15 protein-coding genes are annotated in these 14,970 nt (G+C 66.7%); 3 read left to right on the top strand and 12 right to left on the bottom strand.

Features of this window, described 5'->3' with window-relative positions:
* Positions 1-7: 7 nt before the first annotated feature.
* Positions 8-994, bottom strand: a complete 987-nt coding sequence (locus RQG77_RS00145) for a glycerophosphodiester phosphodiesterase family protein (RefSeq protein ID WP_311242882.1) — start codon at positions 992-994, stop codon at positions 8-10.
* Positions 995-1,081: 87 nt separating this feature from the next.
* Between RQG77_RS00145 and RQG77_RS00140 the strand changes: the two genes are divergently transcribed.
* Entirely contained in the window at positions 1,082-2,011 is a 930-nt protein-coding gene (locus tag RQG77_RS00140; protein WP_056309164.1) for a Bax inhibitor-1/YccA family protein, read from the top strand.
* Positions 2,012-2,169: 158 nt separating this feature from the next.
* Positions 2,170-2,442, top strand: coding sequence for a GlsB/YeaQ/YmgE family stress response membrane protein (locus RQG77_RS00135; RefSeq protein ID WP_056508391.1), 273 nt, complete (start codon positions 2,170-2,172; stop codon positions 2,440-2,442).
* Positions 2,443-2,566: 124 nt separating this feature from the next.
* Here RQG77_RS00135 and RQG77_RS00130 read toward each other — a convergent pair whose 3' ends face one another.
* The 11 genes from RQG77_RS00130 to RQG77_RS00080 form a co-directional block, all read right to left on the bottom strand.
* Positions 2,567-3,850 carry an RNA polymerase sigma factor gene (locus tag RQG77_RS00130; protein WP_311242881.1) on the bottom strand — a complete coding sequence of 428 codons (1,284 nt, stop codon included), beginning with the start codon at positions 3,848-3,850 and terminating at the stop codon, positions 2,567-2,569.
* Position 3,851: 1 nt separating this feature from the next.
* Positions 3,852-4,280, bottom strand: coding sequence for a YciI family protein (locus RQG77_RS00125; protein ID WP_056508386.1), 429 nt, complete (start codon positions 4,278-4,280; stop codon positions 3,852-3,854).
* A 116-nt stretch (positions 4,281-4,396) separates the two neighbouring features.
* A complete protein-coding gene (locus tag RQG77_RS00120; protein ID WP_311242880.1) occupies positions 4,397-5,335 on the bottom strand; it encodes an L-lactate dehydrogenase in 939 nt (312 codons plus the stop codon).
* Positions 5,336-5,481: 146 nt separating this feature from the next.
* On the bottom strand, positions 5,482-7,068 hold the full coding sequence (guaA, locus tag RQG77_RS00115; RefSeq protein ID WP_056508382.1) for a glutamine-hydrolyzing GMP synthase: 1,587 nt from the start codon (positions 7,066-7,068) through the stop codon (positions 5,482-5,484).
* Entirely contained in the window at positions 7,065-7,535 is a 471-nt protein-coding gene (locus RQG77_RS00110; RefSeq protein ID WP_311242879.1) for a DUF3817 domain-containing protein, read from the bottom strand. The genes guaA and RQG77_RS00110 overlap by 4 nt, the downstream gene beginning before the upstream one ends.
* A 41-nt stretch (positions 7,536-7,576) precedes the next feature.
* Positions 7,577-8,554: a carbohydrate kinase gene (locus RQG77_RS00105; protein ID WP_311242878.1), complete on the bottom strand. Its 978-nt coding sequence runs from the start codon at positions 8,552-8,554 to the stop codon at positions 7,577-7,579.
* Entirely contained in the window at positions 8,551-9,747 is a 1,197-nt protein-coding gene (locus RQG77_RS00100) for an ADP-dependent glucokinase/phosphofructokinase (RefSeq protein WP_311242877.1), read from the bottom strand. The genes RQG77_RS00105 and RQG77_RS00100 overlap by 4 nt, the downstream gene beginning before the upstream one ends.
* Positions 9,748-9,777: 30 nt before the next feature.
* A complete protein-coding gene (locus RQG77_RS00095) occupies positions 9,778-10,641 on the bottom strand; it encodes a ketose-bisphosphate aldolase (protein WP_311242876.1) in 864 nt (287 codons plus the stop codon).
* Positions 10,642-10,686: 45 nt separating this feature from the next.
* Positions 10,687-11,532 (bottom strand): carbohydrate ABC transporter permease, encoded by an 846-nt coding sequence (locus RQG77_RS00090; protein ID WP_311242875.1) that lies wholly within the window; start codon positions 11,530-11,532, stop codon positions 10,687-10,689.
* Between the two features lie 2 nt (positions 11,533-11,534).
* Positions 11,535-12,458 carry a carbohydrate ABC transporter permease gene (locus RQG77_RS00085; protein WP_056510066.1) on the bottom strand — a complete coding sequence of 308 codons (924 nt, stop codon included), beginning with the start codon at positions 12,456-12,458 and terminating at the stop codon, positions 11,535-11,537.
* A gap of 82 nt (positions 12,459-12,540) precedes the next feature.
* The gene (locus RQG77_RS00080) at positions 12,541-13,836 is read right to left on the bottom strand and encodes a sugar ABC transporter substrate-binding protein (RefSeq protein ID WP_311242874.1); all 1,296 of its coding nucleotides are present in this window, start codon (positions 13,834-13,836) and stop codon (positions 12,541-12,543) included.
* A gap of 250 nt (positions 13,837-14,086) precedes the next feature.
* On the opposite strand from RQG77_RS00080, the gene RQG77_RS00075 reads away from it, so the two are divergent.
* Positions 14,087-14,890, top strand: coding sequence for a DeoR/GlpR family DNA-binding transcription regulator (locus tag RQG77_RS00075; protein ID WP_056508369.1), 804 nt, complete (start codon positions 14,087-14,089; stop codon positions 14,888-14,890).
* The last annotated feature ends 80 nt before the right edge of the window (positions 14,891-14,970 follow it).

Raw genomic sequence — 14,970 nt, 5'->3', positions numbered from 1 at the left:
CCCGGACTCAGTCGCGGAAGAAGCCGACCCCGAGGTCCGGGTGATCGACGAAGACCCCGTCGACGCCCGTGCGGGCGATGACGCCCCACTCGGCCTCGTAGTCGCCGTACGCGCCCTTGCCTCCGGAGCCGCGGAACTCCGCGGAGAGGAAAGCGTTCTCAGGGCGGCACGTCCACGTGAACACCTTGAGCCCTCTGGCGTGTGCGTCAGGGACGATCGTATTGCCTGCCGCGAGCAGCATCCGCTTGTTGACGCTGATGCCGTCGACCTGCCCGACGAGACCGTCGAGCCCTGTCGGCGTGACGGTCGCCTTGTAGGTCAGCGCCTTCTTGCCCTGTGCGACGAGCAGGTCGTAAGGACGCCCCGACGCCTCGATCAGGTAGATGTACGAGGCTGCGATGCCTCGAGCCTTCAACTGCCCGAGGATCGTCGACTCGAAGCACTCGACGATCAGCGGCAGCTCGCCGTCGGCCCATCCGGCCGCGCGCAGATCCCGCTCGATCAGCGGCGCGAGATCGAGGCCGATGCTCGCGAAGTACGTCGCGTGCTTCACCTCGAGCACGACTCCGATCTCACGGCCGTGCTCGACCGAGCCCTCGCGCACGATGTCGAGCACGTCGGTGAGCCGCAGGATCGCCTGCGACCCGCTGAAGCTCGCACTCGATAGACGCACCTCGGGCAGCCGCTCGCGACTGCGCAGAGTCGTCAGCTCGTCCCACGTGAAGTCCTCGGTGAACCAGCCGGTCAGCGCTTGCCCGTCGACGCGCTTCGTCGTCTTGCGGTCGGCGAATTCCGGATGCTCTGCGACATCGGTCGTTCCCGAGATCTCGTTCTCGTGACGAACGATGAGCACACCGTCCTTCGTCGCGACGACGTCGGGTTCGACCGCATCGACCCCCATCGCGAGGGCGAGCTCGTAGGAGGAGCGACTGTGTTCCGGACGGTAACCGGGCGCACCGCGGTGCCCAATCACGAGAGGCGATTTCCTGGGCACGCTCTCAGCGTAGGACACCCTGATGGCCCGGCATTCCAGGTATCGTGGAGGAAAGCGACCCACAACCCACTTTGGAGTGAGGCCCACATGAGCAACTTCGCCTTCAACAACCCGGCGTTCCAGCAGCAGGATCCGCGCAACGTCGCGACCTACCCCGGTGCCCCGCAGGGTGCTCAGGGTGCGCAGGCCGCGTCGTTCCAGCACGGCACCATGGATGCCGCTGCGAACGCCCAGCTCGAGGGAATGTACGCCGCTCCCCCGGCCGGCGCGATCGAGACCGACCGCATGTCGGTCGAGGACACCGTCTGGAAGACCGCCGGACTCTTCGGCATCCTCCTCGTCACCGCTGCCATCGGCTGGTTCGTGACGCTCGGCGGCGTCGCCGCACCCGAGCAGAACCCCTACGACCAGTTCCAGCCGAACATGCTGCCGTGGATCGTCGGAGCGCTCGGCGGCTTCGTGCTCGCCATGGTGATCTCCTTCACCTCGCGCAAGAAGGTCCGCCCCGCGCTGATCTTCGCCTACGCCGCGTTCGAGGGTCTCTTCATCGGTGGCATCTCGGCGTTCTTCGAGGTGCTCTACCCCGGAATCGTCTTCCAGGCCACACTCGCCACGGTCTCCGTGGTCGGCGTGACGCTCGCCCTCTTCGCCAGCGGCAAGATCCGCGCGTCGAAGAAGGCCACCAAGATCTTCATGATCGCCATGATCGGCTACCTCGTCTTCTCGCTGCTCAACGTCGTCCTGACGTGGACCGGCGTCCTGGGCGAAGGCGCGGCCTTCGGTCTGCTCAGCAAGGTCGAGATCCTCGGCATCCCGCTGGGTCTCATCATCGGCGTCCTGGTCGTCATCATGGCCGCGTACTCGCTGGTGCTCGACTTCGACCAGATCCAGCAGGGCGTGCGCAACGGCGCTCCCCGCAAGTACGGCTGGCTCGGCGCCTTCGGCATCATGGTCACGGTCGTCTGGCTCTACGTCGAGATCCTGCGGATCATCGCGATCGCCCGCGGCAACAACTGACGCATCGTCGCTCGAAGAGGCCCGTCTCCATCCGGAGGCGGGCCTCTTTGCACACCCCGAGGCTCCGGCGCAAGGGGTTGGCTGATAATCAGCTGGGAGGGCACAGTGGTTCACACGAGCCCTGGCACCCCGGGGCTCACGATACATAGGAGCTGAACATGAGCTTTCTCGGATTCCTTCTTCTCGGTCTCATCGCCGGCGCAATCGCGAAGCTGATCCTTCCCGGCAAGCAGGGCGGTGGATGGTTCATCACCCTCCTCCTCGGCGTCGTCGGCGCATTCCTCGGCGGATGGCTCGGCAGCCTCATCCTGAACCGTCCTCTCACGGAGTTCTGGGACCTGGGCACGTGGCTCCTCGCCATCGGCGGCTCGATCATCGTGCTGCTGATCTACGGTCTGATCGTCGGTCGCGGCAGCAAGGCCCGCAGCTGACCACATCGCGCACCGCGCGATGAACAGAACCGCCCCCGCACGAAGCGCAGCTTCGGACGGGGGCGGTTCTTCGTATAAGGGTGTTCCGCATGCGGGCGAGCGTCATCGCTCCGCGGCCGGCGCGTCAGCGCTCCGCGGCTCTGGCCTCGAGCAGCGCCCGTTCCCTGTCGTTTCCCGCGAGCGCGGCTGCGACGGCGAACTCGCTCCGCGCTTCGTCGTCGCGGCCGAGGCGAAGGAGCATCTCTGCACGCGTCGCCGGCAGCAGGTGGTAGCCGGCCAGAGCGCCGGAGGCCGAGAGCCGGTCGATGATCTTCAGGGCGGATGCGGGACCTCTCGCCATCGCCACGGCGGCCGCACGGTTCAGTTCGACCACGGGCGACGGAGCGATACGGCCGAGAGCCTCGTACAGCACCACGATGCGGTCCCAGTCGGTCTCTTCGACGCTCGCCGCGAGCGCGTGGCACTCGGCGATCGCCGCCTGCAGACCGTACGGGCCGCGACCCGAGCCGAGCGCATCCGCGGCCGCCAGCGCGGCGCGACCGCGCGTGATACGCCCTCGGTCCCAGCGACGCCGGTCCTGGTCGGCCAGCAGCACGGGTTCGCCGTGCGCGTCGACCCTGGCCGGAAAGCGGGCGGCCGTCAGCTCCATGAGGGCGAGAAGGCTGTGCACATCGCGCTCCCGCGGCATCAGCGCCGCGAGCACGCGCGTCAGCCGGATCGCCTCGAGGCTCAACTCCGGTCGCATCCAGTCGGGGCCGCTGCTGGCCGCATGGCCCTCGTTGAAGATGAGGTACAGCACGCCGAGGATCGCACCCAGTCGAGCCGTGTGCTCGTCGCGGGGAGGCATCTCGAACGGCACGTGCGCTGCGGCGAGGGTCTTCTTCGCGCGGACGATTCGCTGCTGCACGGTCGCGGTGGGAACGAGGAACGCCCTCGCGATCTCCTCGCTCGACAGACCGCCCACCACCCGCAGCGTCAGAGCGACCTGTGCCTCGCGCGACAGCACGGGGTGGCACGAGATGAAGATCAACCGGAGCACGTCGTCGTCGACGGCATCCGGGTCCCACGGCGGCGCATCAGCGGCCTCCGCCTGCTCGCGCTCCAGGTCGTGGGCCAGCACCGCCATGCGGTCGTCCAGCCGCTCCCGGCGACGCCAGCCGTCGACGGCCTTGCGCTTCGCGACCGCCGTGAGCCACGCTCCACCGTTGCGAGGGACACCGTCGATCGGCCACTGCCGCAGAGCATCCACCAGCGCCTCCTGCGCGAGATCCTCCGCGAGACCGAAGTCACCGACGGCCCTCGTCAGCGTGCCTACGATCTTCGCGGACTCGATGCGCCACACGGCGGCGACGGCCCGCCGCACGCCCTCGTCGGGTGCGTGGCGGGCCGTCTCGCTGTCGTCGGTCATGTCACTGCTGGGCGCGACGCGCCTCTTCCTCTTCGCGCCAGCCCTTCTCCTTCTCGATCCACTCGTTGTCGGCGGGGAAGTCGGACTCGTCGGTCACCCGTCGCACCTCGAGGAAGGAGCCTGCGCCGAGAGGTGCACGGCTCGCCCACTCCGCCGCCTCCTCACGCGTCGACGCCTCGATGATCCAGAAGCCGTTGAAGAGCTCCTTCGTCTCCCCGTAGGGGCCGTCGGTGATGAGCGGCTTCTCGGCGCTGAAATCGACCACGAAGCCCTCCGCGGCGTCGCTGAGTCCTTCACCCGCGAGCAGAACGCCGGCCTTGATCATCGACTCGTTGTACTTGCCCATGGCCTCGATGACCTGCTCGAAGGGCATCTCCTTGTACGCCTCGACCGCTTCGTCGTTCGAGCGCATGATCAGCATGAACTTCATGATGTTCTCCTTGGTGGGTGGGGCCGTCTTTCGACCCTCTCATTGAAGACGTCGAACGGGAACGACTCGGATCGACACGCTCGACGAAGATTCTCGAGAATCTTTTTCCGAAGGGGTCAGCCGAGCTCGTCAATCGCCGCTCGGATCGCGTCGGCGGAAGCCTGCAGCAGGCTCAGCTCACGCTCGTTCATCGGCGTCTCAGCCAGCGGCACCGCACCCGCAGCACCCACCACCGACGGCACCGACAGCGCGACCCCGTGCAGCCCGTACTCGCCGTCGAGCACCGTCGCGACCGGAAGCACCGCCCGCTCGTCATGCAGCACCGCCTCGGCGATGCGGGCGCAGCTGACGCCGATCGCGAGGTTCGTGGCTCCCTTGCCTCGGATGACGGCGTACGCCGCGTCGCGCACCTCGATCGCGATCCGATCGAGCTCCTCGGCCGTGAACGGCTCATCGGCGGGCCAGTCGAGGATCGGGACGGACCCGATGGTCGCGTTCGACCACAGGGGGAACTCCGTGTCGCCATGCTCGCCGACGATGTCGGCGTGGACGCTCGTCGTGCTCACGTTCGCCCGATGCGCGAGACGCCAGCGCAGACGCGAGGTGTCGAGAACAGTGCCGGATCCGAACACCCGGTGCGGCGGGAGGCCCGAGACGCGCTGCGCGACGACCGTCATCACGTCGGCCGGGTTGGTGACGATGATGAACACGGCGTCAGGAGCGCGTTCGACGAGCTGCGGCATGAGCTTCTCGAGCAGACGAGCGTTGATGCCCGAGAGCTCCATGCGGGTCTGGCCCGGCTGCTGCTTCGCGCCGGCCGTGACGACGATCACGTCACTGCCGTCGACGACCGAGAGATCGGAGCCACCGCTCACCGCCGCAGAGGTGAACTGCGTGCCGTGCGCGAGGTCGAGCACCTCGGCATCCACCTTGTCGGTGGCGATGTCGTAGAGCGCGACCTCGGCCGCACTCCCCCGGATCAGCGCCGCATATGCGACGCTCACTCCCACGCTGCCCGCACCGATAACCGTGATCTTCGTCCGCGCCTTGGTCATAGGCTCATCCTGCCCGAAATACCGCGAACGGGCACGGACCCTGTGGTCCGTGCCCGTTCACCTGATCTGCGCGGGAGCGCTTACTCCCACTCGCCCGCTGGCGCGGTCGAGTGCCACCAGCGCCTATACGAGCGGGAGCTCCTGCGTCACTCCCACTCGATGGTTCCCGGCGGCTTCGACGTCACGTCGAGCACCACGCGGTTGACGTCGCGGACGCCGTTGGTGATGCGGTTGGAGATCTTCGAGAGCACGTCGTACGGCAGACGCGTCCAGTCGGCTGTCATCGCGTCTTCACTCGAGACGGGGCGCAGCACGATCGGATGCCCGTAGGTGCGGCCGTCGCCCTGGACGCCGACCGAGCGGACGTCGGCAAGCAGCACGACGGGGCACTGCCAGATGTCCTGGTCGAGGCCTGCCTTGGTGAGCTCTTCGCGAGCGATCGCGTCGGCCTCACGGAGGATCTCGAGGCGGTCCTGCGTGACCTCGCCGATGATGCGGATGCCGAGGCCGGGCCCGGGGAACGGCTGACGGCCGACGATCGCCTCGGGGATGCCGAGCTCGCGGCCGATCGCACGCACCTCGTCCTTGAAGAGGGCGCGGAGCGGCTCGATGAGCTCGAAGTCGAGGTCGTCGGGGAGCCCGCCCACGTTGTGGTGAGACTTGATGTTCGCGGTACCGGCGCCACCGCCGGACTCGACGACGTCGGGGTAGAGCGTGCCCTGCACGAGGAACTTGACCGGTGCGCCACCCGACGCCTTGGCCTCGGCGACGAGGTCGAGCTGCACCTTCTCGAAGGCGCGGATGAACTCGCGACCGATGATCTTGCGCTTCTCCTCGGGGTCGGTGACGCCCGCGAGGTGACCGAGGAAGACGTCTGCCGCGTCGACCGTGATCAGACGCACACCGGTGGACTCGACGTAGTCCTTCTCGACCTGCTCGCGCTCGCCCTTGCGGAGGAGCCCGTGGTCGACGAAGACCGCGGTGAGCTGGTCGCCGATCGCCTTGTGCACGAGAGCGGTCGAGACCGCCGAGTCGACGCCGCCGGAGAGCGCCGAGATGACGCGTGCGTCACCGACCTGCTCGCGGATGCGTTCGACCTGCTCGGCGATCACGTTGCCGCTGTTCCAGTCGGACGCGAGACCTGCGCCCTTGTGCAGGAAGTTCTCGATCACACGCTGTCCGTGGTCGGAGTGCTTGACCTCGGGGTGCCACTGCACGCCGTAGAAGCCGCGCTCCTCGTTCGCGAACGCGGCGACCTTGGTGGCGTCGGTCGTGGCGAGCACGTCGAAGCCCTCGGGGGCCTTGGCGACCTGGTCGCCGTGGCTCATCCAGACGTTCTGCTCGGCCGGCTGGCCGCCGAGCAGCGTGCCGCCGTCGCCGGAGATGACGGCATCCGTCGCGCCGTACTCGCGCAGGCCCGTGTTCGCGACCTCGCCGCCGAGGGTCTGCGCCATGTACTGGAAGCCGTAGCAGATGCCGAGGGTCGGCACCCCGAGCTCGAAGACCGCGGGGTCGAGGCGCGGAGCGCCCTCTTCGTAGACCGACGACGGACCACCCGAGAGGATGATCGCGACCGGGTTCTTCTCGGCGATCTCGGCGGCCGTCGCGGTGTGCGGCACGATCTCGCTGTAGACACCGGCCTCACGCACCCGACGGGCGATCAGCTGCGCGTACTGCGCGCCGAAGTCGACGACGAGCGTGGGGCGCTGCTGGGTCTCGGACTGTTCGGTCACCGGACACCTTCCGTGGCTGGGGCGGGGGCCGAGGCGGCCTCCCTCGAAGCGAGGTAGGCCTTGACGTCGCGGGCGACGATGGCCTCCATGAAGAACGACAGCAGCGGGATGACGCCGCCGAGCGCGAGCAGGATGAAGCGCAGGAACGGCCAGCGCATCAGGCTCCACATCCGGAAGCACGCGAAGAGGTACACGACGTAGAACCAGCCGTGCGCGACGAGGATCGAGAGCGAGATGTTGAGTCCGTCACCGGTCGACTCGAGGCCCTCGGGCCCCTCGACGACGGGAGCGAACCACAGCAGACCGCCGGACCCTCCCGCGAAGAGCTCGAGTCGGATCGGCGTGTACTTCAGCACCATCTCGGCGACCAGCAGGAGCAGCATGACTCCGGTGATGATCGACGCGACCTGGTAGAACTTCAGCGCACCACGGATCGCCGGAAAGCTGGCGACTTTCGGTTCGGGCATGACTCCAGTCTAGCCGGGCGCGTTACGCGTCGAATCCGGCGTCAGGGTGCGGGTGGACGCGCCACGAGCAGTTCACCCGTGCCTGTCGCCGCGAGCGCTCCGGCCGCGTGGGGCACGAGCAGGGTCGAGCCGCTGCGGAGTCGCTGCGCCCCGATCTCGACCTCGCCGTCGTTCACGATCACGATCGAGAAGCCCTGATCGACGGTCGCTGCTCCACGCACACGAACCCGCTCGAGTCTGAAGTACTCGTCAGCGGACTCGGGGAAGGCTGAACCGGACTCGGGGGCGGCGGAGATGAGTTCGGCGAGGTCGGCGGCCGATCGTGCGCGCGTGTTCACCGCGGCGAGCGCGAGGTCGAAGCCGAGACCGAGATGGCCGACCGCCGCCCCGTCGATCGCGAAGTCTCCCCACTCGAGAAGGATCGACAGGTCTTCCGGCTGCTGCAGCTCGAGCAGCAGCACGCCGGCGCCGATCGCGTGCAGCTCGCCCGGCGGCACCCAGACCACATCTCCCGCGGCGACCTCGATCTCATGCAGCAGACCGAGCAGCGTCGTCGCGTCCTGTCGCTCGACGAGAGCGGCCAGATCGGCTGCCTCGACGTCCTGCCGCAGGCCGACGTGCACAGTGCCGCCCTGCAGGATGTACCAGGCCTCCGCCTTGCCGTGCGCGCGGCCGAGATGCGTCGCCGCGAAGTCGTCGTGCGGGTGCGCGTGCACGGGCAGCCGCTGCCCGGCATCCAGAAGCTTCACCAGCAGGCGGGTGTCCGCACCCCACCGTGCGACGTGGTCGTCTCCCAGCCAGGCGGCAGGGTCCCGCTCGATCGCGTCACGCAGCACCCGTCCGTCCGCGAGCGTGGTGAGGCCGAGCTCGGGCTCGCCGTTGACCGTGGTCGTCGAGCCGATCCAGTCCTCGGGTTCCCGAGGAGCGACGCCGTCTTCGCCGCGGAAGGCGCTGATGCGTGCACCACCTCGGTAGAAGCGCTCGGCGGGCCGGTTCGACGGCAGCAGGATGGGATTCATACGGTCTCCTCCGATCGCACGGCCCCCGCGAGGAAGCCACCGACGAACGTGTCTCCGAGTCCGACGGTGGTCGGGGTGGGGACGTCGAGCGAGAATGCCGCGACGCCCACGGCGTCCGGCAGCGCCGCCTCGATGGCAGAGACGAGCGCCTCCCCTCCCCCGTGTCTGGGCATCGACGACGTGTGCTCGACGTCGTCCGACGTCACGCCGTCACCGACGCGATAGCGGGTGGCGGCGACGACGACGGCACTGTCGAGGGCAGCACGGTGCCGAGCGGCATCCGGTCCGACGCCGATGGCCCAGTAACGCGTGTGCACCACGAGCGCGCGAGCCGGGATGATCATGTGCGCCTCACGCAGGGCCAGGATGACGTCGGACTTGTCGAGCAGGTTCACGGACCGACCGAGATACTCCTGCAGCTCGTCCTCGTTCATGCCGTAGACGTCGATCTGCGGCAGCAACCGGGCTCGCACGGTCTCGGCGAAACCTCGCGTGTAGAAACCCGCGTCCTCGTAGTAGACGAGAGCGTCGCCAGGCAGGCTCGACATCGCCCGCTGCACCTCGATGAGCCGCTGCTCGAGCAGGTCGTGATCCTGCATCGTGTTGAAGCCCGAGACGAGGAAGACGCCGGCGTCGGTCAGGGTCGTCGGCAGATCCTCCGAGAGCAGCATGCGTCGGTTCGGCGGGTCGTTCGCGAAGATCAGCCGGTTGGGCGCGGGTGACAGCACCTCTCCGTCGGTGAGGCGCACGTGCGCGCCGACCGGGTACTGCACGATCAGGTGCGGGTCGAGGGTGTCCTCGGTCGCCGAGCAGATGTACGAGATCGACTCGGGCAGCAGCCGGCGCACGTTGTCGTCGATGCTCACCAGGTGCTGCACGCTCGGAATGCCGAGGGCGTCGAGCACGAGCCCCGCCCGCACACCGGTGCCGCCGAGCGTGATCGCGTACTCGAAGTGCGACACGAAGTCCTCGATCACCTCGGACGAGGCGACGAATCGCTCCGCCCCGGTGCCCGAGGCGACGAAAGCCAGCACCGCCACCAGCAGCGAGCGCTCGTCGGTGATCGGCGCCGTGGTCGTGAGCTCGTGGCGCCGCACGCCGTGCGCGAGCGCCAGCCTGTCGAACACCGATGAGTCCCACATGAGCTCGTAGTCGACGGTGCCGCCGAGTCCGAGTACGAGCGTTCTGTCCACGTCGCCGATCATCCTCCCGAGTCCGCAGTGTCAGTACAGCGATGCCTTGCCGTCTGCGCCGAACAGGTCGATCTTCTCAGCAGCCGTCACCTTCATGGCTTCGAGTGCCGCCGGCTGGATCGCGTTGGGCTCGCGCAGACGCTGATCGGTGCCGAGGATCTCGCGCATGCGGTTGTGGTATGAGACCTTGATGTCGCTCGAGATGTTGATCTTGTTGATGCCCAGGTCGACCGCGCGACGCAGCTCGGTGTCCGGGTTGGACGATCCGCCGTGCAGCACGAGCGGAATCCCGATCGCGGCCTTGATCTCCTCGAGCAGGTCGTGACGCAGCTCGGGGTTCTTGTCGCTCGGGTAGAGGCCGTGCGAGGTGCCGATCGCGATCGCGAGGCTGTCGACCCCGGTCTCCTCGACGAAGCGCACCGCGTCAGCGGGGTTCGTGTAGATGATCTCCGCCGCACCGGACTCGCCGTAGCTGTCGTTCGCACCGATCGTGCCCAGCTCGCCCTCGACCTGGATGCCCACCGCGTGAGCCGCGTCGACCACCTTGCGGGTCAGCGCGACGTTCTCGTCGAACGGCAGCAGCGAGGCATCGATCATGACCGAGGTGAAACCCGCTTTGATGGCCGTGATGATCTGCTCGTAGCTTCCGCCGTGGTCCCAGTGGATCGCGACGGGCACGCTCGAACGGTGTGCACGGGAGTGCATCGCCGCGATCAGGTCGGTCGTGATGTGAGACACCTCATCGGGGTGGATGGCGATGATGACCGGAGCGGCCTTCTCTTCACTGATGTCCATGATCCCGTTGAACATCGCCCAGTCGCTGATGTTGAAAGCCGGGATGGCGAAGTTGTTCTCATTGGCGACATCGAGGATGGATTTGCCGGTGTAGAGCACTTGATTCTCCTGTTTCGTGGTGGTCGGTGATCCGTCGGCACGACGTCAGCTCTTCACGGACCCCGCCGTGAGACCGCTGATGAAGTACCGCTGGAAGAAGAGGAAGAGGATGAGCACGGGGATGGATCCGAGCACGCTCATCGCCATGATCTGGTTCCACTCGTACGAGTGCTGGCCCATGAGCAGCTGGATGCCGATGGGCACCGTGCGCATGTCGATCGTGCGGGTGAGCGTCAGCGCGAAGAGGTATTCGTTCCACGCGATCATGAAGGTGTAGATGCCGACGGACACGATGCCGGGGATCGAGATCGGCACCAGGATGCGCCACAGGGCGGTCATCGATCCTGCACCGTCCACACGCACGGCCTCGTCGAGCTCTTTCGGCAGGGTGTTGAAGTAGCCGGTCATCATGATGATCGCGTAGGGCAGCGTGAACACCATGTAGGTGAGGATCAGCCCGAGGTACGAGTTGTACAGCCCGAGCGCCACCATCAGCCCGAAGTACGGGATCAGCAGGGTGATCGGCGGAACGGCCTGCACGCTGACGATCACGACGTTCAGGATGCGCTTGCCCCGGAAGTCGAAGCGGCTGAACGCGTATGCCGCCTGGATCGCGACGAGGAGCGTCAGGATCGTGACGGAGCCGGCGACGACGTAGCTGTTCAGGAAGAACCGCATCGTCTCGGGGTTCGTGAAGATCGCGATGTACGCGTCGAACGAGAACGTGTCGGTGAGAAGCCGAGGCGGCAGCTCGAAGATCTGGGTGTTCGACTTGAACGAGCTCGAGAGCATCCAGAGCACCGGCCCCGCGGCGAACACGGCACCGAGGATGAGTCCGATCATCACGCCGGTCTTGGCGACGCGACGCTGGTTCTGAACGGTGAGAGCCACGATCAGTCCCTCGCTTTCTGGTGACGGACGTAGAAGACGGCGAGCACCATCGACATGAGCAGGACCAGCACGGCGGAGGTCGCGGCGAGCGAGAAGTCGTACTTGGCGAAGGCGAGCTTGTAGGTGAAGGTGCTGAGGACCTCGGTCACGTCGATCGGTCCGCCGCCGGTGGTCATCCAGATGAGGGCGAACTGCTGAGAGGTCCAGATGAGATCGAGCAGGACGAGGCTGACGATGATCGGCCGCAGCTGCGGGACGGTGACGTTCCAGAACCGCTGCACCGCACCCGCGCCGTCGACGGTCGCGGCCTCGTTCAGCTCGTTCGGGATGCCCTGGAGACCCGCCAGCAGGCTCACCATGAAGAAGGGGTAACCGGCCCAGATGTTGATGAAGATGATCGTCCCGAGCGCGAGCTGCGGCGAGGCGAGCCATTCGATGTCGGTGTTGAGCAGGAAGTTCACGACGCCGTTCGGGGCGAGGAGCATGCGCCACAGCACGGCGATGACGGCGACCGTGAAGAGCCACGGCAGCACGTAGAGCGCGCGGAAGAAGGAACGCGAGAAGCGGCCGAGCAGCGGACTGTTCAGCATCATCGCGAAGGCGAGTCCGAGCACCAGGTGCGCGACCACGCTGGTCACCGTGAAGAGGATCGTGTTGCCGGTGGCCTTCCAGAAGCGCGGGTCCGACAGGATCTCGACGTAGTTGCCGATCCCGACGAACTCGGGCGATTTGTTCAGGATCACGTTGTCCTGGAACGAGTAGCCGATCACCATGACGATCGGCACGATCATGAGGACGAAGAGCAGGATGATCGTCGGCGAGAGGAAGGCGTACGACTCGGTGGTCTTGCGCAGCTGCCGCCGACGACGCGACATCGAGACCCCGGTGACGATCACCTCGGTGTCGTCGGATGTTCTCAGACTCATGGGAAGCATGGCTCCTTGGTTGGTCGGGTGCCGCATCGCATCGGTCGCGATACGGCACCCCGTTCATTCGGGAAGCGGGAGATCAGAACTCCGCTTTCCAGCTCTCCTGCGCCTTCTTGAGCGCGTCGTCGATCGACTGCTGACCATCGAAGGCCGACTGCAGCTGCTCACCGAGCTGACGCATCAGATCCTCCGCAACGGGGAGTCCGGTGAATTCGTTCGCCGGGTATCCCGCCTGGTAGATCTCGAACGCCTCGGCGAACAGCTCGTCGTCCTCGACGAATCCGGGAACCGACTTCGAGTTGCCGGGGAAGGCATTCGCCATCGTCGAGAGCTCGGAGTTGGTCTGCTCGCTCATCAGGAACTCGACCAGCTTGAACGCGGCGTCCTTGTGCTCCGAGTTCTCAGCAACGCCGATGCCCCAGGATGCGTAGGGGATGCCCCGCTCGCCGTCGTAGCCGTCCTCGGCAGGGAGCGCCGAGATCGAGAAGGTCAGGTCGGGGTTCGTCTCACGGATCAGGTTGATGTGCGCGAGCGAGTCGATCATCATGCCGACGCGACCGTTGGTGAACTCCTCGACCTTGTCCTGCTCCTTCATGGTGAAGGAACCGGAGGCGATCGAGCCGTCATCCCACATGCCGCCGATGAACTCGACCGCCGACGTGACGTCGCCGTTGGTCAGATCCGGCTGACCGTCTTTCAACATCGATCCGCCCGACGCCCACACCCATGACATGACGTCGTTCTGCACGCCGTTCGGCGCTTCGAGGGAGAGCGGGAGCACCCAGCCCGAGACGTCGCCGCCGAGGGCCGAGACCTTCGATGCGGCATCCGCGAACTCCGTGCGGGTGGTGGGCGGGGCTGAGACGCCCGCGTCGGCCAGCAGGGTGTCGTTCGTGAACATCGGGTAGACGAAGTTCACGACCGGGATCATGTAGGTGCTGCCGTCGACCTGGATCTGGCTCGCCAGTTCGCTGTCGTCGTAGTCGTTCTCCTTCATCAGGGCGGTCAGGTCTGCGATGACGCCCTGCGAGGCGAAGTCGTTGACCCACGCGCCGTCGAGTCCGACGACGTCCGGCATGGTGCCGGATGCCGCCCCTGCGAACAGCTGCTCCTTGGTCGATGCGTACGGCCCGCTCACGAGCTTGACCGTGATGCCCGGGTTGGCGTCTTCGAACTCGTCGATGAGCGCCCGGAACTCACCGTCGGGGAGCTCGGGCTCCCACCACTGTGCGAACTCGATGGTGACGTCTCCGCCGTCTCCTCCATCCGTTCCGCTGTCGCCTGCCGCGCACCCTGCCACTGCCAGGACCGTCACGGCTGCTGTCGCTGCGCCGGCGAGCTTCAGAATGCGTCGCCCTCGCCCCACTGTGATCATCACTTCTCCTCTTCGAGATCGTGCCGCACACGCGCTTCAATGCTTGTTCATGCGGTTTTGAGCAATATTATGCCGCCATTTGCAAGAACGTCAAGCACTTCTTTGCACTATTCGATGGATGTAATCACAGACCTCGCCGCCACATCTCTGCCACGGCGGGCACTGCACGGCACATCGCCGCCGCATTCGATCTGCAGTTTTCTGCTGGACTCTGCCGACTTTCTCGCTTCTCTGTGCTAGAGATGTGTGCATGGAAGCAACTGCACCGTCGCCCAAGCGCCGCCTCCCGGCGGGTCGGAAGGCGGATCTCGCCTCCTACGTCGAGCAGGTGGGAGAGGTGACTGTCGGCGGTCTCGCCGAGCACTTTCACGTCTCCATCGACACGATCCGCCGCGATCTCGACCAGCTCGATCGTGAAGGCGTCGTCATCCGCACGCACGGCGGAGCGGTCAGCGCCGAGGGGCAGCTCAAGGACCGCGCACTCGACGTCCGCCTTCGGCTGCAGACCGAGGAGAAGGAGAAGATCGCGCGCCTCGCGGCGGGCCTGATCGACGACGGGGCCGTCGTCATGCTCAACGCCGGGACCACGACCCTGGCTCTCGCCCGTGCCCTGCGGAACCACCGCGACCTCACGATCGCGACGAACAACCTGCGGATCCCTGCCGAGATCTCCCCCTCCGCCTTCCGCGATCTCTATGTGTTCGGTGGCGCGGTGCGGGCTATCACCCAGGCCACCACCGGGCCCGTCACGTTCACGATGACCCCGGGCGGACCCGAGGTCGACATCCGCTGCGATCTGGCGATGATCGCCGTCGGAGCGATCGACGAGGCCGGCTTCTCGACGTCGAACATGGGGGATGCGAACATGATGGCCGAGATGATCCAGCGCGCCGATCGCACCGCCATCCTCGCCGACTCCTCGAAGTTCGGCCGGCGACTGTTCGCCCAGGTGACCACGCTCGACCGGGCCGACTACCTGGTCACGGACACTCCCCCGGAATCCGCTTTCGGGGCCGCTCTCGCGCAGGCCGAGGTCGAGGTCATCACCGCCTGACCGGGTCGGACCGCTCGCACGCACGTCGAAGGCCGCCGGGAGAGTTCCCGACGGCCTTCGCCTCTGTCATGCCTGCGTCA

Origin of the sequence: Microbacterium sp. WCS2018Hpa-23 (assembly GCF_031843845.1) — a bacterium.
In the GTDB taxonomy this organism is placed as follows: Bacteria; Actinomycetota; Actinomycetes; order Actinomycetales; family Microbacteriaceae; genus Microbacterium.
The sequence above is the reverse complement of the archived record's forward strand: the minus strand, read 5'-3'. Positions and strand labels throughout refer to the sequence as shown.

Excerpts from the sequence above, each read along its gene's own strand:
- RQG77_RS00135 (WP_056508391.1), top strand. The coding sequence starts at position 2,170 with ATGAGCTTTCTCGGATTCCTTCTTCTCGGTCTCATCGCCGGCGCAATC.
- RQG77_RS00075 (WP_056508369.1), top strand. The coding sequence starts at position 14,087 with ATGGAAGCAACTGCACCGTCGCCCAAGCGCCGCCTCCCGGCGGGTCGG.
- RQG77_RS00140 (WP_056309164.1), top strand. The coding sequence starts at position 1,082 with ATGAGCAACTTCGCCTTCAACAACCCGGCGTTCCAGCAGCAGGATCCG.
- RQG77_RS00105 (WP_311242878.1), bottom strand. The coding sequence starts at position 8,554 with ATGAATCCCATCCTGCTGCCGTCGAACCGGCCCGCCGAGCGCTTCTAC.
- RQG77_RS00125 (WP_056508386.1), bottom strand. The coding sequence starts at position 4,280 with ATGAAGTTCATGCTGATCATGCGCTCGAACGACGAAGCGGTCGAGGCG.
- RQG77_RS00130 (WP_311242881.1), bottom strand. The coding sequence starts at position 3,850 with ATGACCGACGACAGCGAGACGGCCCGCCACGCACCCGACGAGGGCGTG.
- RQG77_RS00110 (WP_311242879.1), bottom strand. The coding sequence starts at position 7,535 with ATGCCCGAACCGAAAGTCGCCAGCTTTCCGGCGATCCGTGGTGCGCTG.
- RQG77_RS00120 (WP_311242880.1), bottom strand. The coding sequence starts at position 5,335 with ATGACCAAGGCGCGGACGAAGATCACGGTTATCGGTGCGGGCAGCGTG.
- RQG77_RS00085 (WP_056510066.1), bottom strand. The coding sequence starts at position 12,458 with ATGAGTCTGAGAACATCCGACGACACCGAGGTGATCGTCACCGGGGTC.
- RQG77_RS00080 (WP_311242874.1), bottom strand. The coding sequence starts at position 13,836 with ATGATCACAGTGGGGCGAGGGCGACGCATTCTGAAGCTCGCCGGCGCA.